Source organism: Flavivirga algicola (assembly GCF_012910715.1).
Classification (GTDB): Bacteria; Bacteroidota; Bacteroidia; order Flavobacteriales; family Flavobacteriaceae; genus Flavivirga; species Flavivirga algicola.
Genome location: NZ_JABBHF010000004.1, coordinates 57,520 through 79,848 on the forward strand (window position 1 = coordinate 57,520; position 22,329 = coordinate 79,848).

The window sequence follows — 22,329 nt, forward strand, 5'->3', positions numbered from 1 at the left end:
CATGGATGATATCAATACCATTTGCTACAATGATTTCGGAATCGCTTTTCAATGGAAAAGGTGTGCAGCTAAGGACTTTAATAAAATACAATTGGTTTTTAAAAACACAGGATTATTCTTGAGTCAAAAAGAACTTATTCAGTTTTCTAAAAATATTGAGCTTGCTTTAAATAAGGCATGCTCCCATGCCAATAACACAGAAAAAAATCCTTCTGAATTGTTTTTATTGGAAGCGCCTAATCCACAAGTAAGTTTTGCTATGAATCATATAGAATTATGGGGAATTCAAGATTTGACAAAAAAAACGTTGTTTCTATTAGGGTTGGATAAGTTTTTAGTGAAGCAAAAAGTTCGTTACTCCTAAATAATATATCATCTTTCGTATTCTCTATATAATCATACTAAGACTTTCGTATTATTTTTTTTAAAATAGATTTTAGTTCATGAAGTTGTTTTTCTTTGAACAAATAAAAGTCGCCAACTTTGTTTTCTTCCTGAAGCTTTAGAGGCAAATCGATAGGTACTATATTGTCTATGTGAATATGTCTATGAGATTTTTTTTCTCTACCTAGAAAAGCTCTTTTAGTTTTTGTGAATAAATTTAGTGCATATAACTGGTTTTTAAAATCAATAATGATATCAATACCGTGTTCTACATCTAATACCTTATTATAAATAATTTTAGCACCATTTATAACATGTTCTTCTAAATATTTACTAAAATGGATGTCTCTTACTAAGGAAGGGTAAGCTCTATATAATCGCGCTTTAATACCTTTTAATGAATCATTTATATCTGTTGGGAGTACTTTTTCGTAGGCATGCCAAAGTTCCGATTGAGTCGGTATTATATTGTTTTTAATAATTAAATCATAAAACGTATCAAGAAACATAGGCAGATTCATTTGCCATTCAACCTTGGAATCCCTGTAATTATAAAATTCAAGTTTATAATTTAATATTTGATTTGTAATATCGCTACTAGAAAGATCTATTTTATCTAATAAATTGGGGTATTTAGTAATATCAAGATTCAATAATAAAATGCTTTAAAACTAAGATACGAAATATTACATTAGTTAAAATAATAAAGAAATAAAACGATAAGAAATAACTTTTTATTTAGAATGTATAGCCATTTTAGCTGATTCAACTGTTTTTTTGGAATTTCCGATAAAAATTTGGCCTTCATTAACTATAACGGGTCTGCTTAAAAAAGTATAATGCTCAAGTATATAGTGCTTATAGTCACGTTCCTCCAATTGTTGGTTTTTTAAATCCATTTCTTTGTAAAGCTTGGAGCGTTTACTAAAAAGAGCCTCATAACTCCCCGAAAGCGCTTTCATTTCCTCTAATTGCTTTACTGTTATTTCCTCAGTTTTAATGTCTTGTAAAACAAATTCAGAAGGCAGGTTTAACTCTTTTAATATTCTAATACAGGTACTACAGGTTTTTAAATAATATACTTTTTTCATGTGTTTATTTTTTACTTGTTCATGTCTACCTTTTTAAGGTTACTTATCCGATAAGTCCCTTGATTAAAGATATCTTTTATTTGTGAAAACTATTTCCAACAAAATAAAAGTAATTATACCATTTAGGAGTATATTTATCCAAAAAATAAATAATATGAAATTCACATTCGAAGTATTAGCCAATACAAGAAAATCTCTTAAAAATATTTTAGAAAGAACAAGCCTAGAAGATTTAAATAAAATCCCAGAAACATTTAATAATAATATTATTTGGAATATTGGCCACATCGTAGTAAGTGAGCAACTTTTAGTTTATAAACTATCGGGGTTGCCAACAATATTATCTGATGAAATGATTGATAAATATAGAAAAGATAGTAAGCCAGAAGGTTTTATTACACAGGAAGAAGTTAATGAGGTAAAAGACTTACTATTTTCCACTATAGAAAAAACAGAGGCAGACTATAAAAACGAAATCTTTAAGACTTATAATACATATACGGTTTCTACTACGGGCAATACATTAACAAATGTAGACGAAGCTTTGCAATTTGTGCTATTTCATGAAGGACTGCATATTGGGTATATTTTAGCACTTTCAAAAGCTATCAAAATTTAAAAGAGGGCCCACCTCATTGAAAGGTATTGTAAACTCAATAATATCTGTGGGGTATGGTATTATTTCATTAGTATTGTAAAGTAATACAATACCTGTATCGCTATAAGCTATATTTGATGCTAATTTGAAAATATTGGTGTTTTCTAAAACAATGTCTTTGTCCTCAATGGTTTTATCAAAATAAATTTTAGCTGTTTTTTTAAAGCTTTCAATGTCTTTAAATAATTTGTCATTAGGAATTAAGTGCCCAGTTTGGGTTTCAAAATTCAAAAAAGAAATATTTAATGTTCCATGTACACCACCTGTGTTAACATATGATGTTAAAGCGATGCTTATAATTTCTAAGGATTGAAATATAATTTCACCATCTATTTGTGCTTCCCATGGTTGCATGCTTTCTGGAAAGTCGGTCTTAAACATTTGAAATTCTTTATTGAAAGTAGTAATGCTTTCTTCAATGGTTTTTGATGTCATATTATCGAGATCTCCAATTTGTAATGATGCTATGACATTTTTAGAAATTGTCGCATTTATTCGATTAACAACATCTTCGTTTCCAATAGCATTCGGAATGTTTACTTCAACAAGTTTATTGTTGCTGGCTGAAATATTAACTTCAGAAAATGTTAACTTTATTTCATTTTTACAGGCCATAAAAATGAAAAATGTGCATATAAATATAAAGGGTTTTTTAAGAGGCATACAATAAACTATTAATGAACATTAAAGATAATTATTGCTTTTGAATTGATTGATGATTTCTCAATATTTTATATTGAGAGTTTAAAATAATTATGAATAAATAATTTATGTAGTTGTATTTATAAATATCTTTTACTGCATTGAATTTAAACTTACCTTTGTATAGAGGCTTTTAAAATGCAGCCAACATGGTTGAAATATTTGTTAGTTAAACAGTGTAATAATTATTTAAATCATCAAAGGTTACATGTAGCAATTGAAAATGGATAAAAATAAGCATATGAAGTTTAATACAAAAGTAATACATGGAGGTCAAAAGCACGATGCGGCTTATAGTGCTGTGATGCCTCCAATTTATCAAACATCTACTTACGCTCAAACAACTCCAGGCGGACATAAGGGATATGAATATTCTAGAACTCATAATCCTACCAGAAATGCTTTAGAAAATGCTTTCGCAAGTATTGAAAATGGAAAATACGGATTGGCCTTTGGATCTGGCTTGGCTGCTATAGATGCTGTTATTAAACTTTTAAAACCAGGTGATGAAGTTGTTTCTACCAACGATTTATATGGAGGCTCTTTTCGATTGTTTACTAAGGTTTTTCAAGATTTCGGAATTAAGTTTCATTTTATAGGCATGCAAGAAGCATCAAATATTGAAGCTTATATTAATACAAATACGAAACTCATTTGGGCTGAAACACCAACCAATCCTATGATGAATATTATTGATATCAAAGCAGTTTCTTTTATTGCAAAAAAGCATAAAATCCTGTTAGCCGTAGATAACACATTTGCTACACCTTATTTACAACAGCCTTTAGATTTAGGCGCAGATATAGTGATGCATTCAGCAACCAAATATTTGGGAGGACACAGTGATGTTGTAATGGGAGCCTTAGTGGTTAAGGATAAAGCGTTAGCGGATAAGCTTTACTTTATACAAAATGCCAGTGGTGCAATTTGTGGTCCGCAGGATAGCTTCTTGGTTTTAAGAGGCATAAAAACATTGCATATTAGAATGCAGCGTCATTGTGAAAATGGGAAAGCTGTTGCTGAGTTTTTGGCCGAGCACCCTAAGATTGAAAATGTGTATTGGCCTGGTTTCGAAAACCACCCCAATCATGAAATTGCGAAATCGCAAATGAAAGATTTTGGAGGGATGATTTCTTTCACTACTAAAGGAAATAATATGAAGGAGTCTATCAAAATTGTAGAGAATTTAAAAATCTTCACTCTGGCTGAATCATTAGGAGGTGTTGAATCTCTTTCTGGTCATCCAGCAAGTATGACACATGCAAGTATTCCAAAAGAAGAAAGAGAAAAAACAGGTGTTGTAGATTCTCTAATAAGGCTAAGCGTTGGAATAGAAGATATTGATGATTTAATTGCCGATTTAAAGCAGGCTTTAGAATGAGTTTTAGTTAATTTAAATAGAAAATATAACCAACATTAACCCATAATAACCAATCGTTCTTTTTATTGAATTTTAATTGATGATTAAGACCGTCTACCCAATCACTAAAATAGTATTGCCATCTTACATCGAGCATTAAATCTGACAGTTTATTAAGCTTGTAGCGTATACCAACACTTGAAACTACCGACCATGTACTACCTGCAGATGCATCTACCGATCCTGGATCCCAGGATGAATAAAAATTACTAGGCTCCAGAACATTTCCAGTTAAAAGCGGGTTTGGGTTTTCGTAAGTGGTACTAACTTCAGGTGAAAAAGATGTATAATGGACTCCTAAACTCACAAAGGGCGCTACCCTGTAGCTAAAAGATTGAAAAGAGCGTATACTAAGTGGATAGAATTCTAGTTGTGTGCCTATATCTAAATTTTTAGCAACACCTTTATGGCCTCTTAACCTATCTGCATCTGCAGTAGTTTTACTAGGATCCACATGCTTACCAAAATGATCAAGTTTGGTTTTGTTCCAGGATATTTCATTTCTTAATTTAAAATGGTCATTGAAATAAGTATCCGTAGTATAACAATTGCAATCTGCTCTGTAAGCGAAGTTTAAATAGTGCACGACTCCTATTCCAAATCCCGTATTTCCAAAGTTTGTCTTTGAGTCTTCACGACTACCAAAATCTGATCTAAATTGTAAAGGACCTGCTATTACCCCAATTTCATGAGAAAAACCTAGTTGAGCATTGGCTGTTTGAAAAATAACAAATAAGCAAAAAGCAGAAGCTACATGTTTCATGTTAAGCATAGTAAGTTTTGTTTTTTTTTGAGGCATAATTGACAACAAATATAGAAAAACTCGGTGAACTAACAAATTTTATCGATAAACTAACAAAGTGTTCATAGATTTTTCCAAATATATAGAAATTATTTATTGTGAATTTCAAAAAATCAATCTTTAATATAAATATAATTAAACATTTTTAATCTTTGTAATTTTCTATTAAAAAAATAATCAAATAACAATAGATTTCTATTAAAGAGATATTGGAATTATTTATTGCGAATTTCAAAAAAAATCGACGTATTTTTTAAAGATACCGTATATTTGCATCCTTAAATTGCCTAATCAATAAATAATAATACAATTTTGTGTATATGAAAAGTAATGTAGAATCATTTTTAGACTTAGTAAAACAAAGAAATGGCCATGAGCCAGAATTTTTACAAGCTGTAGAGGAAGTTGCAGAAACTGTTATTCCATATATAATAGATAATGACATATATTATGGTAAAAACATTCTTTTAAGGATGGTTGAACCAGAACGGGTTATAACATTTAGAGTTTGCTGGGTTGATGATCAAGGAGAAATACAAGTTAATAGGGGGTATAGAATTCAGATGAATTCTGCAATAGGTCCATATAAAGGAGGTCTACGTTTTCACCCAACGGTTAATATGAGTATTTTAAAATTTTTAGCATTTGAGCAGGTGTTTAAAAATAGTCTTACTACACTGCCTATGGGAGGTGGAAAAGGAGGGAGTGATTTTGACCCTAAAGGGAAGAGCGATAACGAGATTATGCGCTTTTGCCATGCATTTATGAGTGAATTATTCAGGCATATTGGTCATAATACAGATGTGCCTGCTGGAGATATAGGTGTTGGGGCAAGAGAAATTGGTTTTCTTTTTGGAATGTATAAAAAAATAAAGAATAGTTTTACTGGTGTTTTAACAGGTAAGGGTATGTCCTGGGGAGGGTCGTTAATTAGACCAGAAGCAACAGGTTATGGTACGGTTTATTTTGCACAAAAAATGCTTGAAACCAAGGCGGATAGCTTTGAAGGGAAAGATGTTGTAGTGTCTGGTTCTGGGAATGTAGCACAATATGCTGCGGAGAAAGCAATACAGTTAGGAGGTAGAGTTTTAACGCTTTCAGATTCGTCAGGTTATATTTATGACGCCGAAGGCATAGACACTGAAAAGTTAGCTTTTGTTATGATGTTAAAGAATGAAAAGCGAGGAAGAATTAGCGAGTATATAGAAGCGTATCCTAACGCTAAATTTGTAAAAGGGAAAACACCTTGGGAGGTTAAATGCGATATAGCATTACCATGTGCAACCCAAAACGAACTTAATGAAGATAATGCGAATACACTTTTAAGCAATGGTTGTATTTGTGTAAGTGAGGGAGCAAACATGCCATCGACTAAGGAAGCTATTACGGCATTTCATAAAGCAAAAATATTATTTGCGCCTGGTAAGGCGTCAAATGCAGGAGGTGTAGCCACCTCAGGTCTTGAAATGACCCAAAACTCTTTGAGGTTTAATTGGACTCGAGAAGAAGTCGATTTAAAGCTAAAAGACATCATGTCCAATATTCATGATGCTTGCATAGAGTATGGAAAAGAAGAAGATGGCTATATAGATTATGTTAAAGGGGCTAATATTGCTGGATTTGTAAAGGTAGCAGACGCTATGTTGGCACAGGGTATTGTATAATTTAATCATAAGTGGATAAATAAGCAAAAAGCTTCTCGTAAAAATGAGAAGCTTTTTTTGTCTAAAATTTCTACTTATCACAGCTTTTTAGAAGTAATACCCATAAAATAAATAACTTTAAGTTATGCATATTTGTTTCGAAAAAAGAAAAGACGGATTATATTTTGATTATCAAAATCATACATATAATTTTGAAATTTAATTATAAATTATTGAATAATATAAATATTAACAATTTTGACTTTTTAAGGGTTGTTTTTGCTATAACTGTAGCCGTCGCACATTTGATCGAATTAAGTGAGGTTGAAATATTTCAACCTTATGAAGTGCTCTTCAATACTCGTTTAGCTATAAATGGTTTTTTTATTATTAGCGGTTTTTTAATCGCAAAAAGTTATGAGAGTAGCAAAACTATCAAAGAATATGTTTTTAAAAGGATACGAAGAATAGTACCTGCATATTTTTTTTTAATAATCTTTTGTGCTGTATCTTTTTTTTTGATATCAAAAAACTCTGCTGCTAATTATTTTTTAAGTAGTCAATTTTGGGAATATTTAGCTGCAAATTTAACATTTCAAAACTATATAGAACCTTGTTTGCCAGGGGTGTTTGAAGGTAATATGATATGTGCTGTAAATGGAGCTCTTTGGACCATTAAAGTTGAAGAAGCTTTTTATTTATTGATTCCTTTTTTTTATTTTCTTATTAAGTTTAAAAAAAATAACATTTATGTTTTCAGCATTATAATTTATTTAATCTCAATAAGCTATTATAATTATTTTGTTTCCATAGATATGTATAGAATAGCAAAACAATTGCCTGGAGCTTTAGCTTTTTTCATTTCCGGAATTGTGTTCTATAAAAACTTTAATTTTTTTATCAAATGGAAGCATTATATTATTTTACCCTGTTTGATTTTATTTTTTATGGAACAATATCTGTTTAAAATAAATATTTTGAAACCAGTGGTATTTGGATTTATGGTTTTTTATATTGCTTATAGTTTTAAAAGTCTTAACAATTTCGGGAAATATGGCGATTTTACATATGGTATTTACATCTATCATTTCCCGACAATACAAATATTTGTTCATTATAAACTATTTAATAAATATAATCCTATTATTATAAGCTTAGTAATCTTATTAATTGTATTTGTTTTAGCGGTTTTATCTTGGTATCTATTAGAATTACGGTTTTTGCCTAGAAATAGAAGATTGAGGCAAAAAAAATTACTATTGAAAAGTTAAGTAAAGGTTCTAATTAATAAATAATCACAATACAATTTGTACTTTCAAAAATAAAGTATATTATATAAAAACAAAATACGTTATATATCTATATATCTATATATTTAAAAGTGTTAAAGAACATTTATGTTAAAAAAAATATTAGTATTTATTATTTGTCTAGCTCCTTTAATGCAGTATTCTCAAGATTTTTCAGAATCTTGGACTGGTTACTTTTCATATCTTGATATAAAAGACATTTCTCAAGGAACTAATAAAATTTATGGAGCTTCAGAGAATGCTATTTTTATCTATGATACTCAAACAAAGAATATAAAAGAACTGTCTACAATTCATGGGCTATCAGGGGAAATTATCTCGACTATAAACTATGTTGAAGAGAAGGGTTTATTGCTTATTGGGTTTGAAGAAGGTTTGATACAAATTTATGATGAATTGAATAATGATTTTGTTTTTGTAATTGATATAATTAATAAACTCACAATTCCCGCTGATAAAAAAAGAATTACTCATTTTAATGTTTATGATGATTATGTATATATTTCTACGGGTTTCGGAGTATTATTGTATGATATAGCAGCATTTGAATTCGGAGACACATACTTTTTAGGATTGAATGGGGCACAATCTAAAGTAAATCAAACATGTGTTTTTGAAGGTTATTTATATGCTGCTACAGATACAGGGTTATATAGAGGTGATTTAGACAACTCTAACTTAATTAGTTTTGAGGAATGGGAAAATATTTCGTTAAATAACTGGATAGGAGTACAAGTAGTAGGTAATAGTTTATTTGGAGCTTCAATTGATAATCGTGTATATGAAATTAACAATAATACCTCTGCTGAATTAACTAATTATTCGAGTGAGATTTTAGGTTTTAGAAGTTTTAGAGATAGGCTAGTTACTAATACAAGAAATGATGTTTTTGTGTATTCTGAAGCGTTTAATACACTTGCCCAAATTTCTAGAAGTATTGATTTTGATGTGGACTTTACTAAATCTACAATTTTTGAGAATGATGAATTATATATTGGAACTACTGGGTCTAAATCTAATGGTAAACCAGGGCATGGAATTTTAAAAACAACATTAAACAATGTATTGATTTTCGAAGAAATTCATCCAGAAAGCCCACTTTTAAATAGTTTTTTTGAAATTAAAATTTCAGGAAAAGAAATTTGGGGAGTTCATGGAGGATATTCTTCAAGATATGCTTGGAGTGGGGGATTAAGGAGGTCGGGAATTAGTCATTTTTTGGATGAGGAGTGGAACAATATTGTATATGATACAATACAATCTAAAGTCGAAACCCCATATTTTTTATCACATATATCTGTAAATCCTTTTGATTCAGGACAAGTATATATAAGTTCTTATTTTTCTGGTTTAATTGATATAAATAATAAAAATATAATAAATATATATAATCAAGACAATAGTACCATAAATCCTTTTATTAATAATTTTTATTTAACATCAGCTTCAAATTATAATAATGATGTATTGTGGGTTTTAAATGGTAGAACAGACAGGCCACTCAATAAATTTTTAAATGGAAGTTGGACATCTTTTGATTTTTCGGGTTTAATAGCAGATCCTCAATCTAATTTAGGGTTTTCAAATATAATCTTTGACGATTTTGATAATTTATTTTTTGGAAGTTTCAATTATGGCTTGATAGGTTTTAACGAAAATAATGGCACTCCTCTATTAAAGAATATCAGTGGAGAAGAGAAAAATATGCCGTCAGATATTGTAAATGTAGTAACTCTGGATAAAAGAAATCAGCTATGGATTGGAACAAATTTAGGGTTAAGAGTTTTGTATAACATATCAAATTTTTTTGATGATGATAATATTCGAGTTGAAGAAATTATTATTGAAGAAGATGGTGTAGCAAAAGAACTGTTGTTCCAACAATCTATTGTAGATATAGAAGTAGATGGCTCTAATAATAAATGGATAGGAACTGCAGATTCTGGATTGTTTTATTTTTCTTCTGATGGACAGAAAACAATATTTCATTTTACTAAAGATAATTCGCCATTGCCTTCAAATAGTATCAATGATGTTTTATTGGATGAAGTCAACGGTGTTGTTTATATAGCAACTAGCAGAGGGTTGGTGTCATTTCTTTCTGGAGGGTCTGGTCCATTAGAAGATTTAGAAAGTACTTTTGTTTATCCCAATCCAGTTAGGCCAACATTTAATATTGTAGACGAAAAAGTAAAGATTAAGGATATATCAGAAAATGTAAATATTAAGATAACAGATATTGAAGGTAATTTAGTTGCCGAAGCCCAATCCAGAACGAACCAAAGATATAGGGGGTTCAATCTCGAAATAGATGGAGGAACCGCTTATTGGAATGGAAAAAATATGGCAAATAATATTGTTGCTTCAGGAGTCTATTTAATCATGCTCTCAGATTTGGACTCTTTTGAAACTAAAGTTTTAAAATTAATGGTTGTTAGATAATGTTGATTACTACAGATGCCATTGTTTTGTCTAAATTAAAATATAGAGATAACGACTTAATAGTTAAGTGCTATACACAACAATTAGGGATTGTTAGTTTTTTATTAAAGGGTGTTTTAAAAAGTAAAAAAGGGCATTCTAAAGTAGCTTATTTTCAGTTACTCTCACAGTTGCAATTAGTAGTTGTGCATAAGAGCAATAGGTCATTACAAGCTATAAAAGAGACTAAGTTGAACCATATTTATACAAGTGTGCACTCTAACGTCTTAAAGAGTTCAATAGTTATGTTTTTATCTGAAGTTTTATCGAATACACTAAAAGAAGAAGAAAAAAACGAAACACTTTATAGTTATATTGAGACCACATTATTGTGGCTTGATACACATTCAGAATATTCAAATTTCCATTTATTATTTTTACTTAATTTGACTAAGTATTTAGGGTTTTACCCCGATATAAAAAATATAGATTACCCTTTTTTTAATTTAATCGAGGGTAAATTTGAGGCTAAATCCCAGCATAGATACACAATATCTGGGGAGAATTTAACGCTTTTAAAACAACTATTAGGCACAACATTTGATGCATTGTCTAGTATAGAGATTAGTGCTAAGAAAAGACAATCCTTTTTAAGTATGATTTTGCTATATTTTGAATTACATTTGGGGAGTTTTAAAACACCTAAGTCATTGCAGATATTTAATCAAGTTTTTAATTGAAAACATGAAGTTTTTTTATACCATTTTCTTCTTTTTACTTGCTTCTATATCTTTTCAGGCACAAAATATAAAGGTTTTTAGTGAACAGACAAAAGAACCTGTTTTTGGAGTGGCTATATATAATGTGGACAAGTCGCAAAGTGTTGTAACTAACTTTAGAGGAGAAGCAGACTTAAGCAAGTTTTCAGACACAGAAATCATTTATTTTAAACATTTATCACATATTTTAAAAAAAATAACAAAACTTCAATTAGGAAACTCAAATAGAGTGTATTTAAGCTCCAATACCCAAGATTTAGAAGAGATTGTCATTTCTGCATCAAAGTTTGAGCAAAGTAAAAGAGACATTCCCCAAAAAATAATTAGTGTCAATACGGCAAGCATTCAATTTTCAAATCCACAAACAAGTGCCGATTTATTAGAAAATACAGGAAAAGTTTTTATTCAAAAAAGTCAATTAGGAGGAGGAAGTCCTATGATCAGAGGCTTTGCTACCAATAGATTATTAATTACTGTTGATGGTGTAAGAATGAACAATGCTATTTTTAGAGGGGGGAATTTACAAAATGTGATCGCTATTGATCCGTTTTCGGTTCAAAGTACAGAAGTTACCTTAGGTTCAGGTTCTGTAATTTATGGAAGTGATGCTATTGGTGGTGTTATGAGTTTTTATACCCAACAACCGAAGTTATCACATTCAGATTCCTTGTTATTTAAAACCAATATTATTGCAAGACATGCTACGGCCAGTAACGAAAGAACAGGTCATTTTGATTTTAATTTGGGATATAAAAAATGGGGCTTTGTGACCAACGGAAGTTATACCGATTTTGGGGATCTAAAAATGGGTACCAATGGCCCTGATGAGTATTTAAGACCTGAGTTTGTTTTGGCAACTAACGCAGGGGATATTATTACTGAAAATAAAGACCCATTGGTTCAAAAGTTTTCTGGGTACGATCAATTAAATATGATGCAAAAAGTTCGTTACGTGCCCTATGAAAACTTGAGTTTTGATTTGGGGCTGTATTACACCAAAACATCTCATATTCCAAGATACGATCGTTTAATAAGATATAGAAATAATACTTTACGTTCTGCTGAATGGCAGTACGGACCACAGAAGTGGTTTATGTCTAATCTTCAGGTTACTAAGTTGAGCAGTAATTCTAATTTGCATGATAAAATTAAAGTAACTCTAGCGTATCAAAATTTTCAAGAAAGTAGATTAGATAGAGATTTTCAATCTACTATAAAGAATATTAGGGAAGAAGTAGTAGATGCCTATTCCTTTAACTTGGATTTGGAAAAAACATTGAGTCCAAAAACACAATTTTTTTATGGATTGGAATATGTGTATAACAAAGTTATGTCTCACGGAAAGGAAGAAAATATAGCAACCAATATGAGTTCACCATCGGTTTCAAGATACCCAAACGGAGCTAGTTGGCAATCTGCAGCTATATATTCTAGTATAAAGTATAAACCAAATACGAAGTTTGTTTTTCAATCGGGTTTACGTTTTAATCATATTGTTTCCAAGGCCAACTTTAAAGAAAATAATGTCTTTTTAAATTTACCCTTCGAATCATCTAAAAACAAAGCAGGAGCACTAACAGGAACAGCAGGCATTAGATGGTCGCCAAATAGAACAATACAATGGAAGCTTAATGCATCTTCAGCTTTTAGAGCACCTAATATTGATGATATTGGTAAGGTGTTTGACTCGGAACCAGGTTCTGTTGTTGTGCCTAACGAAACCTTAAGGCCAGAATATGCTTATGGGGGAGAATTAGGAGTGAAACTGGATTTCAATAAAAAGTTAGTGCTAGATATGAGTACATATTATACCTACTTAGATAATGCTTTAGTGCGTAGAGATTATAATTTAAACGGCAATATAGAGATCTTTTATGATGGCGAATTAAGCAAAGTACAAGCCATACAAAATGCCTCAAAAGCCTGGATTTATGGTTTTGAGGTTGGTTTAAAAGCAGCGATTACAAGCCATATTGATTTAACGTCTCAATATAGTATTATAGGTGGAACAGAAGAAGATGACGCTATGGAGGTCCCTATTCGTCATGTAGCACCAAATTTTGGAAATACACATCTCGTTTGGACATCTAACGGATTAAAATTAGATGTATTCGCAAATTATAACAACGAACTTTCATTTAACGAATTGGCGCCTTCTGAAATAGGAAAAGATTATATCTATGCACTTGATGCTAATGGAAATCCATATAGCCCTTCATGGTATACATTGAATTTTAGGGTTCAATGTCAAGTAAGCAATTCTACTACGGTTACAGCCAGTTTAGAAAATATTACAGACCAACGTTACAAAACATATTCTTCTGGAATAGCAGCAGCAGGAAGAAATCTTATTTTATCTTTAAAATATAGTTTGTAAAACTATTTTTTTACTGCTTTTTTAGAAATCACAGCGCCGTTTGATAATGCTACTTCAGCTATATAAATTGAACTGTTTAAATTAGAAAGGGTATACGTTTCAGCGTTTTTCTGACCTTCAAATAGGTATAGTTGTCTGCCTAAAAGATCAAAAATGGCTACTGTTTTAATGCTGGTACTATTTGACGATTTAAATTGTACGCGATCATTATCTAATTCAACAATGCTCAAGTCGTTTTTATTTGAAGAAATATCATCTGTAGATAAGGCAGCACTGGCATTAAAAACAATTTCAAAACGATCATTAAATTCACCAACTTCGGATGTAAAAGTGTAATTGGAAGCAGATAAATCATGTAGCTTATTAAGTAAATTATCTTTTAGGTAAATCGTGTTATTTGTTAAGAAAGCACCTTGTAATTTGGCAATCGATAATTTGTATAAGGTCGCAACATCAATGATCGTTTTAAAACCAAGTTTAATGACCTCGTCATTGTTAATGCTATTTGGATCTTTGCCTTGTATTGCAAATTTTTTGTTCGAATTTTCTATGTTTGAGTATAAGGCCGCATAAGTAGTTGGCGCAACAATTTTATGAGCATCATAAAAAGTGCCATCATCGTCATTAGTGGCTCCATTAACATATCCTACCAAAATTTGGTTATATACACCATTATCAGATGTTAAGTTAACCCATATTTTGTTGACATCAGAATTACTGGATTTCTTTTTTGAGTTGGAATTTTTAAAGAATTGACTGTTGTCATTAGTGGTACCACGCATAGCATTGTTGAAAATAACATTTCCAGAACTAGAAGGCCTAGTTTGAGAGTAGGAAACAAAAAAACCTTGACCAGAAGGAATATAACCATTAGGTGTCACACCATCTCCTCCAGCTGCACCTCCAGTGCCATTGTGGGTTGCATAATCTGATGTAGCAAAGTTTAATCGTTGATTACCGTTTGCTGTCGAAGAAGGAGGTGTATTTTGAGACCAAAGGTATATGGCTCCTTCCAATGTTCCTGCTGTATTTGTAGCAGCATTGTATGTGTTTTGTGTAAAGAAATCTGAGATACTAATAGCAGATGGGTAAGGGTTTCCAATAAGATTCCAATTATTATCAAGCGAAGATCCATCATTTCTAACAACAGGTACTGTAATAATCCCATTATTAAAATCTCCAGTAAAAGTATAGTCAAATTGGTAAGGAGGCGAGCCAGGACCAACAAATACACTTTCTTTATGCATTGCTGCATAACCGATTCCTGGCGTCATTGTAGTAGCTCCACTAACAAAAGACCAATCATCGCCATTATCATCAATATCATCTTGACCAGCAACCGCTGTGTTGTCATTTGCAGTTTCCATAGTAGCATCTTCAAAATTAGCTGCATTAAACGAAAAACGTCTGTTTACATCCGAATCGCTCAATCCGCTACCTATAGTTTCTCCAAATACAGGAGAACTCCAATAAGTATACTCATACCAGTTGCTTAAAGGGGAGGTTGTTTTTGTAACCACCATAGTTCCATTGTTTGTGATAACACCAGCATCATCATTTTGCACTACAGAGCCATAGGGTCTAACATTAATAGTACTCCCGGCATCAACCGTAATGTCGTTTTGAATTTCTATAAATGTATTGTCATTTACTGTTAAAGTTGAATTGTTATTAACAGTTAAACTACAGACACTTAAGCTTGCTGTACTTGTATTATATGAGCTGTTTATAACCGCAGGCATTGTTAAATTTGGTACGCCATTATCCCAAGTGACACCATTCCATGTGGTTGTTAAACCAGAACAAGCAGGTAAAGCATTAACAGACCCATTTATTATAATACCTTTATCTGTAGCAGTGTTTTCATCTATATCAAAAGTCCCTGCTGCTAACGTAGCATTAAAAGCATAAAGCCTGAATGTGATTGTTCCAGTAATATTGGTATATGCTGATAAATCGATCCCATTATTATCTTCAGTTCCAGGTGAAACCGAGGCATCAGTAAAAACAGACGAGAATCCAGAGCCTGTATCAACTTGAATATCAACCATCGTTGGGCCAGATCCACTTCTGTCGTATGTCAAATCCATTGTTGTTAAATCGATTTCATAGCCCAAATCTGGAGTTACAGTCCATTCTAAATAGTCATTAGCATCTATAGATGAAGATGTTGTCCAGCCTCTAGAATTATATGTACCTCCTGCATTTGCAGTAATTCCAGAACCTCTACAAACTCCAGAGGAGGAAGCTAAATCAATGTTGGAATCAAATGAGATGACCCCACTGCATGCAGCATTAGCATTTGAACTATAAGATATTATTTCTTGTCCGAACCCAAAAGAAACCACGCATAAGCATATAATTAAAAAGGTGAGAGATTTCATATTTAGCAATTTTTTATATTATGTTAAGTTTTAAATATAAGATTTGGTTTTTTATATTTTTTATTCTTAGTTAATCTATACTATTTATATTTTTGAAGCCATGAAGGTATCAAAAAAAACATACACGGTACAAGAAGCCACTAGAAAATTAGAGCATTATTGTGTGTATCAAGAACGTTGTCATCAAGAAGTTAGGCAAAAACTAATAAGTATGCATATGATTCCAGAGGCGATAGACCTTATAATCGTTCACCTTTTGGAACATAACTTTCTTAATGAAGAACGTTTTGCCAAAACATTTGTAAGCGGTAAGCTTAAAATCAAATATTGGGGCCGACGGCGTTTAACTTATGAACTTAAGAAAAAAGACGTGCTCAAAGTTAATATAAATCAAGCACTTGGCGAAATAGAAAATGAGGAGTATGTCGGAATTTTCAATAATTTAGCCGAAAAAAAGGTAAATTCAATCAATGAAGCCGACAAGTTTAAGAAACGGAAGAAATTAATCGACTATTTACTCTATAAAGGGTGGGAATCCCATTTGGTGTACGAAAAAGCCAATGAACTCATACCGTAGCATGCGTATTTTTATGGGTTCTTATAATGGCCTGCTCGTTTTTCCAGTCAATCCATTTTTGACCTTTTAAGCGCCTCATCACATTATCGTAATTACGCATAATTAACAGATTGTATATCGCTTTGCTAAAGTTTTTCGGATTTCTAGCTATAGCTCGTAAGCTCATGGAAAACCCAGGTGTTACATAACGCATATAATGCCAATACCCTTCTGGCATATATAAAATTTCACCATGTCTTAACTCTGTTTCGTACCCTTTAGCTTTTTTAAGCATGGGCCATTTTTCAAAATCAGGGTTGTTAAAATCGATATCCTCTCTAGTAATTAAAGAATGCGGAATTTTATATAGGTATTTGCTTTGCTTTTGGTCAAACAGAATAATTTGTTTGATACCTTCAAAATGAAAATGAAAAATATTGGCTAAATCAATATCATAATGCATAAAAGTATGGGAATCGCGTCCTCCAAAAAATAACATAGGAACGCCTTTCATGAGTCGTAAACCAAAGTCTGGGAAACTAAAATCTTTCTGTAATTCGGGTATTTCTTTTAAAGCATTCCAAAGAAAAATACGATATTTTGTAGGTTCCTTTTTTAGTAAATCCACATAGTCGCTCATCTTCATTTTTGCATGTGGTTCATTAAACCCATCTTTATAGTCTACGGGCCTGTCGTCGTAAAGTGGAATGGTGATATTGCCAGCAATGGCTTTCATATAATCTAAATTCCACTTAGTGTAAGCGGGCCAATCCTCTATAAAGCGCTCAATAACTACAGGCTTTTGCGGATTAAAATAGGATTTTAAAAAATCCTCTCTAGTAATGGTTTTTACACGAGGGATATCTTGCAGATTAAGTGCCAATACTTAAATAGTTTAGTTTTTCAAAGTTAAGAAAACGTTACGAAAACAGAAATAGTATTTTGAGAGTTGCCTTATTTAATTAAACCATGATAGATTTTCTGTTTAGTCGATCTATAAAAATATAGAAAATTAAAACCTATATTAGGTTAGACCAAAAGATGGGAATACTTCCAGCTTATTTAAAAATATTATTATTTTAAAGTTTTTGCTTTTTCTTTAGCAGCCTCATTACGCTCAATAGTATGTTCTGGGCGTGTCCATTTAGGTTTTTCACCTAAAGCTTCAAATTTAGAATCGCCAGCTTCTACTGTTTGTGGTTGTACTTTTTTAGTAAATGGCTTTTGTGGATTTAAACCTAGCAATCCAAACATTTTCATGTCTTCGTTAACATCAGGGTTAGGCGTTGTTAATAATTTATCTCCAGCAAAAATAGAATTAGCACCAGCAAAAAAGCACATGGCCTGTCCTTCTTTAGACATTTGCGTTCTCCCAGCGCTTAAGCGTACTTGAGTTTCTGGCATGACAATACGGGTCGTGGCAACCATACGAATCATGTCCCAGATTTCAACAGGTTTTTCATCTTCTAAAGGAGTACCTTCAACGGCTACTAAGGCATTGATAGGTGTCGATTCTGGCTGCGGATTAAGAGTCGATAGTGCAACCAACATGCCAGCACGGTCTTCTAGGTTTTCACCCATACCAATAATACCACCACTACAAACAGTAACGTTGGTTTTGCGCACATTGTCAATGGTGTCTAATCGATCTTGATAACCACGAGTTGAAATGATTTCTTTATAATATTCTTCCGAGGAGTCTAAATTATGATTGTAGGCATATAAACCGGCTTCGGCTAAGCGTTTTGCCTGGTTTTCAGTAATCATTCCTAAAGTACAACATACTTCCATGTCTAGTTTGTTGATGGTGCGTACCATTTCTAAAACCTCGTCAAACTCTTCCCCGTCTTTCACATTTCTCCAGGCTGCACCCATACAAACACGAGAACTGCCTGTAGCTTTTGCGCGTAAAGCTTGCGCTTTTACCTGCTGTACAGACATTAAATTGTTCCCTTCAATATCAGTGTGATAACGTGCTGCCTGTGGACAATAGCCACAATCTTCAGAGCACCCCCCCGTTTTTATAGATAATAAAGTGGATACTTGTACGACATTAGGATCGTGATGTAAACGATGAACTGTGGCTGCTTCATAAAGCAATTCCATTAAAGGTTTGTTGTAAATATTTAATATGTCTTCTTTGGTCCAGTTGTGTCTTATCTCGCTCATAAATCAAGTTAATTAGCAATATCAAAAATACTAATTAAATAGGACATACTTTCAATATTTTTCTAATTAATAAGCTCTAAATCTAAGGGACTATTTTTATAAAGTTAATGGAGCTGTATATTTACTAGTGCTTAAGTAAATGAAGATAATATACTGTTTTATTTACTTTATATGTATCTTTAAATCGTAAATTTTAAATATGAATAGATTAAAAGTTTTCTTGAAACATCCTAATAAAAAGAGCTTTCCTAAAATGATAAAGGAGGTTATAATTCTTATGATTAAAAAGAGAGAAATACCTTTTTATTATTTTAAATATTTATATAGAAAAAACGTGACTAACTATTTGGATTACGTGAGCTTTAAAGAACAGTTACTATTGGTAGGTCACAGGTCTTTACATAATCCAGATTATGTTGCTTTGATAAATAACAAGCTCTATTTTGCTCTATTTTGTGAAAGGATATCCATAAAAACTCCAAAATTAATAAGTTATAATTTGGGTTCTAATTTTTTCTTTAATAATGAAGTCGTAAAAATTACAGATAAAGAAAAGCTTGTAGATTTTTTTGAAGTGCTATTTGATAAAAATAAGATAGATGCCTTGTTTTTTAGACCGCCATCTGATTATGGGGGGAAAGGTTGTTTTAAAATTACGAAAGAAGATATTGAAAATAATTTGGATGGTTTATATCAAAATTTAGTCAATGGTAATTTTGTTCATACCAAAGTGGTTAAGCAGCATGATGATATTAACAAAATACATAGTAAATCGGTAAATACTTTGCGGATAATTTCGTTATTGACTCTTGAAGGGCATATTGAAATAATTAGTGCCTTTATAAGGTTTGGTGTTGGAGATAGTGTTGTTGATAATGCTACGTCTGGAGGTTTTTTTGTTGGAATTAATCTAGAAGATGGCACTTTACAACCTATAGGGCATTATTTGTCACAACATGGAGGAGAAGAAATAACAGAACATCCAGATAGTGGGTATAAATTTGAAGGATTTAAAATACCGTATTACAAAGAAGCATGCGACCTTGTGTTAGATACAGCCAAAATTATCCCTGATGGATTAATTGGTTGGGATGTTGCAATAACATCGAATGGCCCTGTGATTATAGAGACTAATGCAGAGCCCCATATTCCTATTAGTAATATAACTTCTGGCGGATTATTAAAAAACAAACACGTAAAAAACATTGTTGAAGCATTAAAAAAGCAGTCATAATTTAATCCGTATTTTGAATATTGAATGGCTGTTTTTAAATCATGAGAAATTTTACAGACATTGGTAGGATAAAGGTTTTTATTAAAGATAAAAACAAGAAAGGCTTTCTAAAAGTAATTAAGGAAATTTTTATTCTTTTAATTACAAAAAAGGAGATTCCGTTTTACTATTTTAAATTTTTATATAGAAAGGATGTTAAAAATTATTTGGATTATTTAAGCACCAAGGAAGTTGTTGCAATTGGAAGCAACTCTGAGTTGCACAAGCCTGAATACAAATCATTATTTAATAACAAGTTGGTTTTTGCTTTGTTTTGTGAAAAGGCCTCAATTAATTCTCCAAGATTAATAAGTCATAATTTTGGAAGTTGTTTTTGTTTTAATAATAAAAATGAAAAAATTAATACGAAAGAAGAACTTGTTCTTTTTTTTGAAAGAGTATTTGCTTCATTAGATACCAATGCCATTTTTTTTAGGCCACCCTCAGAATATGGAGGTAAAGGCTGTTTTAAAATCAGTCAAAAAGGATTAGCTTCTGAAGTTGATGACAAATATGAAACGATAATTAATGGACGTTTTGTCCACACTGAAATTATACATCAGCATAAAGAGATTAATAAAATACATAGTAAATGTGTGAATACAATACGAATTATTTCGCTGATTACTTCAGAAGGCGATATCGAATTAGTTTGTTCGTTTATGAGATTTGGCGTTGGAGATAGTTCTGTAGATAATGCCTCTTCTGGCGGTTTCTTTGTTGGAGTTAATTTAAATGATGGTACTTTAAAACTATCTGGTCTTTATATGCTAGAGTATGGAGGAGGTGATATTTATGAACACCCCGATAGCGGTTTTAAGTTTGAAGGATTTAAAATTCCTTATTTTAAAGAAGCTTGTGAAGAAGTTGTAAATGCTGTTAAAATTATACCAGACAGATTTATAGGTTGGGATGTTGCCATTACTCAAAACGGACCGCTTATCATTGAAGCAAATTGGGCTCCCCATATTTTTTTAAGTGACTATGCCTATGGAGGTTTGTTAAGAAATCAGCATATGAAAAAATTGGTAAGTGATTTAAAAAATAAAATCATTTGATTTAAATCATTTCACCATACTATTTTGAAAGTAAAATCGACACTGCATTCCCACCAAAACCAACAGCATTTACAAGAATATTTTTTATTCTTTTTGGTGTTTCTTGGTTTTCTAAATAGGGAATATCGATAAATTTTTGGTTTTGTAACATTAAGACAGCGAATTCAATACTAAGCGATCCAGATGCTCCAAAGGTGTGGCCTATCTTCCACTTATTAGTTGTTAAAGCAGGTGTTTTGTTGCAAAATATTTTTTCAATGGCCTTTTGTTCACTTAAATCACCTTTTATAGTACCAGGAGCATGCATTACAATAATATCAATTTCATCAGGGCTTAGGTTCCCTAAAGCCATTTTCATCGATTTTTGAAAACACTGGGCATCACTAGAAATTGAAATATTATGCTCTAAAATTTCGGTGGCATAACCAAATCCTTTTATAAGTGCTAGGGCATTTTCTTTGTCACCTGCTTCTAAACAAGCAATGGATGCACCTTCACCCAAAATCATAGTGTTTTGTTTTTTGTTGAGATGTAACGCCTGGCATGGGTAAGATTCTTTATTTGATTTTATTTGAGCGTATATTTTTAGCGCTCGCATCTGTGCAATTGTGAATGGAGTTAAAGGAGCTTCACTACCTCCAACTAAAAATTTGTTGCACATCCCAGAGTTAATCCATGCAATACCATTAAGCATGGCATGTAATGCAGTCGAGCAAGTTATTGAATGGCTAATTTCTGGCCCTTGCGTTTGTAAATCATGAGCCACCCAAGACGATATGTTGCCTAATGTTGTTGTAGGGGAACTTAATGTTTTGGCTTTGTCCTTTTTGAGAAAATCTTTATGATAAGTTTCAAAAAGCTGTGTAGCTCCTCGAGACGACCCAATATTGATACCGAAATTATCAGAAGCATTCCAATGGGCTAGTTTTATAGCTTGTCGTGATGCATAGATGGCAAATAGAACAGTGTCATCGAGTGATTTGTATTTAGAATCCGATTCGCGTAACAATTCAATCTCTTTTCTGGTATCTTTAGGAATTTTGGCTACTAAAGCAGTTTCATTGTTAAATGATTCTTCCGAAAGACAATGCTTGTTGTTTTGATAATTTTTCCATGCGTCGTCCGAGGATTTTCCCAACGGAGAAATAGATGAAATGGCGGTTATTGAGATTGGTTTTTGCAATGGATTTTATTTTTGACAAAAATAATAGATATACATCTCTATTTTAAGAAACATCATGTTTAATTTTAAATGTAACGAAATCTTGTTTTTTGATACTTATTATTTATTAAAGTAGAAGA

General features: G+C 31.8%; 19 protein-coding genes. 11 read left to right on the top strand and 8 right to left on the bottom strand.

The window, feature by feature from the left end; genetic code table 11:
- The first annotated feature begins 1 nt into the window (after position 1).
- Positions 2 to 364: a hypothetical protein gene (locus HHX25_RS07785; RefSeq protein WP_205958019.1), complete on the top strand. Its 363-nt coding sequence runs from the start codon at positions 2 to 4 to the stop codon at positions 362 to 364.
- Between the two features lie 37 nt (positions 365 to 401).
- Here the strand turns inward: HHX25_RS07785 and HHX25_RS07790 are convergent, their stop codons facing one another.
- Together HHX25_RS07790 and HHX25_RS07795 are read right to left on the bottom strand one after the other, a co-directional pair.
- Positions 402 to 1,037, bottom strand: a complete 636-nt coding sequence (locus tag HHX25_RS07790) for a TaqI family restriction endonuclease (RefSeq protein ID WP_169671884.1) — start codon at positions 1,035 to 1,037, stop codon at positions 402 to 404.
- A gap of 81 nt (positions 1,038 to 1,118) precedes the next feature.
- Positions 1,119 to 1,475 (bottom strand): arsenate reductase family protein, encoded by a 357-nt coding sequence (locus HHX25_RS07795; protein ID WP_169671886.1) that lies wholly within the window; start codon positions 1,473 to 1,475, stop codon positions 1,119 to 1,121.
- A gap of 154 nt (positions 1,476 to 1,629) precedes the next feature.
- On the opposite strand from HHX25_RS07795, the gene HHX25_RS07800 reads away from it, so the two are divergent.
- Complete coding sequence (locus HHX25_RS07800; RefSeq protein WP_169671888.1) at positions 1,630 to 2,094, top strand: DinB family protein; 465 nt, start codon at positions 1,630 to 1,632, stop codon at positions 2,092 to 2,094.
- Here HHX25_RS07800 and HHX25_RS07805 read toward each other — a convergent pair.
- Positions 2,074 to 2,796 carry a PdaC/SigV domain-containing protein gene (locus tag HHX25_RS07805; RefSeq protein ID WP_169671890.1) on the bottom strand — a complete coding sequence of 241 codons (723 nt, stop codon included), beginning with the start codon at positions 2,794 to 2,796 and terminating at the stop codon, positions 2,074 to 2,076. The two genes, HHX25_RS07800 and HHX25_RS07805, sit on opposite strands and share 21 nt — an antisense overlap.
- 262 nt (positions 2,797 to 3,058) lie before the next feature.
- Between HHX25_RS07805 and HHX25_RS07810 the strand changes: the two genes are divergently transcribed.
- Entirely contained in the window at positions 3,059 to 4,216 is a 1,158-nt protein-coding gene (locus HHX25_RS07810) for a cystathionine gamma-synthase (protein WP_262888885.1), read from the top strand.
- Positions 4,217 to 4,223: 7 nt separating this feature from the next.
- On the opposite strand, the gene HHX25_RS07815 is transcribed toward HHX25_RS07810, so the two are convergent.
- Positions 4,224 to 5,018: a THC0290_0291 family protein gene (locus HHX25_RS07815; protein ID WP_240964439.1), complete on the bottom strand. Its 795-nt coding sequence runs from the start codon at positions 5,016 to 5,018 to the stop codon at positions 4,224 to 4,226.
- A gap of 359 nt (positions 5,019 to 5,377) precedes the next feature.
- On the opposite strand from HHX25_RS07815, the gene gdhA reads away from it, so the two are divergent.
- From gdhA to HHX25_RS07840, 5 genes are all read left to right on the top strand, one after another.
- Positions 5,378 to 6,721, top strand: coding sequence for an NADP-specific glutamate dehydrogenase (gene gdhA, locus HHX25_RS07820; RefSeq protein WP_169671896.1), 1,344 nt, complete (start codon positions 5,378 to 5,380; stop codon positions 6,719 to 6,721).
- A gap of 212 nt (positions 6,722 to 6,933) precedes the next feature.
- Positions 6,934 to 7,971: an acyltransferase family protein gene (locus tag HHX25_RS21540; RefSeq protein WP_394352861.1), complete on the top strand. Its 1,038-nt coding sequence runs from the start codon at positions 6,934 to 6,936 to the stop codon at positions 7,969 to 7,971.
- 126 nt (positions 7,972 to 8,097) lie between these two features.
- The gene (porZ, locus tag HHX25_RS07830; RefSeq protein WP_169671900.1) at positions 8,098 to 10,452 is read left to right on the top strand and encodes a type IX secretion system anionic LPS delivery protein PorZ; all 2,355 of its coding nucleotides are present in this window, start codon (positions 8,098 to 8,100) and stop codon (positions 10,450 to 10,452) included.
- A complete protein-coding gene (gene recO / locus HHX25_RS07835; protein WP_169671902.1) occupies positions 10,452 to 11,171 on the top strand; it encodes a DNA repair protein RecO in 720 nt (239 codons plus the stop codon). Before porZ ends, recO begins: the two co-directional genes overlap by 1 nt.
- A 4-nt stretch (positions 11,172 to 11,175) precedes the next feature.
- Positions 11,176 to 13,587 carry a TonB-dependent receptor plug domain-containing protein gene (locus HHX25_RS07840; protein WP_169671904.1) on the top strand — a complete coding sequence of 804 codons (2,412 nt, stop codon included), beginning with the start codon at positions 11,176 to 11,178 and terminating at the stop codon, positions 13,585 to 13,587.
- A 2-nt stretch (positions 13,588 to 13,589) separates the two neighbouring features.
- Here the strand turns inward: HHX25_RS07840 and HHX25_RS07845 are convergent, their stop codons facing one another.
- Complete coding sequence (locus HHX25_RS07845) at positions 13,590 to 15,971, bottom strand: T9SS type A sorting domain-containing protein (protein ID WP_169671906.1); 2,382 nt, start codon at positions 15,969 to 15,971, stop codon at positions 13,590 to 13,592.
- Positions 15,972 to 16,071: 100 nt separating this feature from the next.
- On the opposite strand from HHX25_RS07845, the gene HHX25_RS07850 reads away from it, so the two are divergent.
- Complete coding sequence (locus tag HHX25_RS07850; RefSeq protein WP_169671908.1) at positions 16,072 to 16,548, top strand: regulatory protein RecX; 477 nt, start codon at positions 16,072 to 16,074, stop codon at positions 16,546 to 16,548.
- On the opposite strand, the gene HHX25_RS07855 is transcribed toward HHX25_RS07850, so the two are convergent.
- Together HHX25_RS07855 and bioB are read right to left on the bottom strand one after the other, a co-directional pair.
- Positions 16,538 to 17,410 (bottom strand): cupin-like domain-containing protein, encoded by an 873-nt coding sequence (locus HHX25_RS07855; RefSeq protein ID WP_169671910.1) that lies wholly within the window; start codon positions 17,408 to 17,410, stop codon positions 16,538 to 16,540. The two genes, HHX25_RS07850 and HHX25_RS07855, sit on opposite strands and share 11 nt — an antisense overlap.
- Positions 17,411 to 17,601: 191 nt before the next feature.
- Complete coding sequence (gene bioB / locus HHX25_RS07860) at positions 17,602 to 18,696, bottom strand: biotin synthase BioB (RefSeq protein ID WP_169671912.1); 1,095 nt, start codon at positions 18,694 to 18,696, stop codon at positions 17,602 to 17,604.
- A 199-nt stretch (positions 18,697 to 18,895) separates the two neighbouring features.
- Here bioB and HHX25_RS07865 point away from each other — a divergent pair, with 199 nt between their 5' ends.
- The gene (locus tag HHX25_RS07865; protein ID WP_169671914.1) at positions 18,896 to 19,930 is read left to right on the top strand and encodes a sugar-transfer associated ATP-grasp domain-containing protein; all 1,035 of its coding nucleotides are present in this window, start codon (positions 18,896 to 18,898) and stop codon (positions 19,928 to 19,930) included.
- 41 nt (positions 19,931 to 19,971) lie between these two features.
- Positions 19,972 to 21,027 (top strand): sugar-transfer associated ATP-grasp domain-containing protein, encoded by a 1,056-nt coding sequence (locus HHX25_RS07870; RefSeq protein ID WP_169671916.1) that lies wholly within the window; start codon positions 19,972 to 19,974, stop codon positions 21,025 to 21,027.
- Positions 21,028 to 21,046: 19 nt separating this feature from the next.
- On the opposite strand, the gene HHX25_RS07875 is transcribed toward HHX25_RS07870, so the two are convergent.
- Positions 21,047 to 22,210 carry a beta-ketoacyl synthase N-terminal-like domain-containing protein gene (locus HHX25_RS07875; RefSeq protein WP_169671918.1) on the bottom strand — a complete coding sequence of 388 codons (1,164 nt, stop codon included), beginning with the start codon at positions 22,208 to 22,210 and terminating at the stop codon, positions 21,047 to 21,049.
- Between the last annotated feature and the right edge of the window lie 119 nt (positions 22,211 to 22,329).

Excerpts from the sequence above, each read along its gene's own strand:
- HHX25_RS07785 (WP_205958019.1), top strand. The coding sequence starts at position 2 with ATGGATGATATCAATACCATTTGCTACAATGATTTCGGAATCGCTTTT.
- HHX25_RS07795 (WP_169671886.1), bottom strand. The coding sequence starts at position 1,475 with ATGAAAAAAGTATATTATTTAAAAACCTGTAGTACCTGTATTAGAATA.
- HHX25_RS07800 (WP_169671888.1), top strand. The coding sequence starts at position 1,630 with ATGAAATTCACATTCGAAGTATTAGCCAATACAAGAAAATCTCTTAAA.
- HHX25_RS07805 (WP_169671890.1), bottom strand. The coding sequence starts at position 2,796 with ATGCCTCTTAAAAAACCCTTTATATTTATATGCACATTTTTCATTTTT.
- HHX25_RS07810 (WP_262888885.1), top strand. The coding sequence starts at position 3,059 with ATGGATAAAAATAAGCATATGAAGTTTAATACAAAAGTAATACATGGA.
- HHX25_RS07815 (WP_240964439.1), bottom strand. The coding sequence starts at position 5,018 with ATGAAACATGTAGCTTCTGCTTTTTGCTTATTTGTTATTTTTCAAACA.
- gdhA (WP_169671896.1), top strand. The coding sequence starts at position 5,378 with ATGAAAAGTAATGTAGAATCATTTTTAGACTTAGTAAAACAAAGAAAT.
- porZ (WP_169671900.1), top strand. The coding sequence starts at position 8,098 with ATGTTAAAAAAAATATTAGTATTTATTATTTGTCTAGCTCCTTTAATG.
- recO (WP_169671902.1), top strand. The coding sequence starts at position 10,452 with ATGTTGATTACTACAGATGCCATTGTTTTGTCTAAATTAAAATATAGA.
- HHX25_RS07840 (WP_169671904.1), top strand. The coding sequence starts at position 11,176 with ATGAAGTTTTTTTATACCATTTTCTTCTTTTTACTTGCTTCTATATCT.
- HHX25_RS07845 (WP_169671906.1), bottom strand. The coding sequence starts at position 15,971 with ATGAAATCTCTCACCTTTTTAATTATATGCTTATGCGTGGTTTCTTTT.
- HHX25_RS07850 (WP_169671908.1), top strand. The coding sequence starts at position 16,072 with ATGAAGGTATCAAAAAAAACATACACGGTACAAGAAGCCACTAGAAAA.
- bioB (WP_169671912.1), bottom strand. The coding sequence starts at position 18,696 with ATGAGCGAGATAAGACACAACTGGACCAAAGAAGACATATTAAATATT.
- HHX25_RS07865 (WP_169671914.1), top strand. The coding sequence starts at position 18,896 with ATGAATAGATTAAAAGTTTTCTTGAAACATCCTAATAAAAAGAGCTTT.
- HHX25_RS07870 (WP_169671916.1), top strand. The coding sequence starts at position 19,972 with ATGAGAAATTTTACAGACATTGGTAGGATAAAGGTTTTTATTAAAGAT.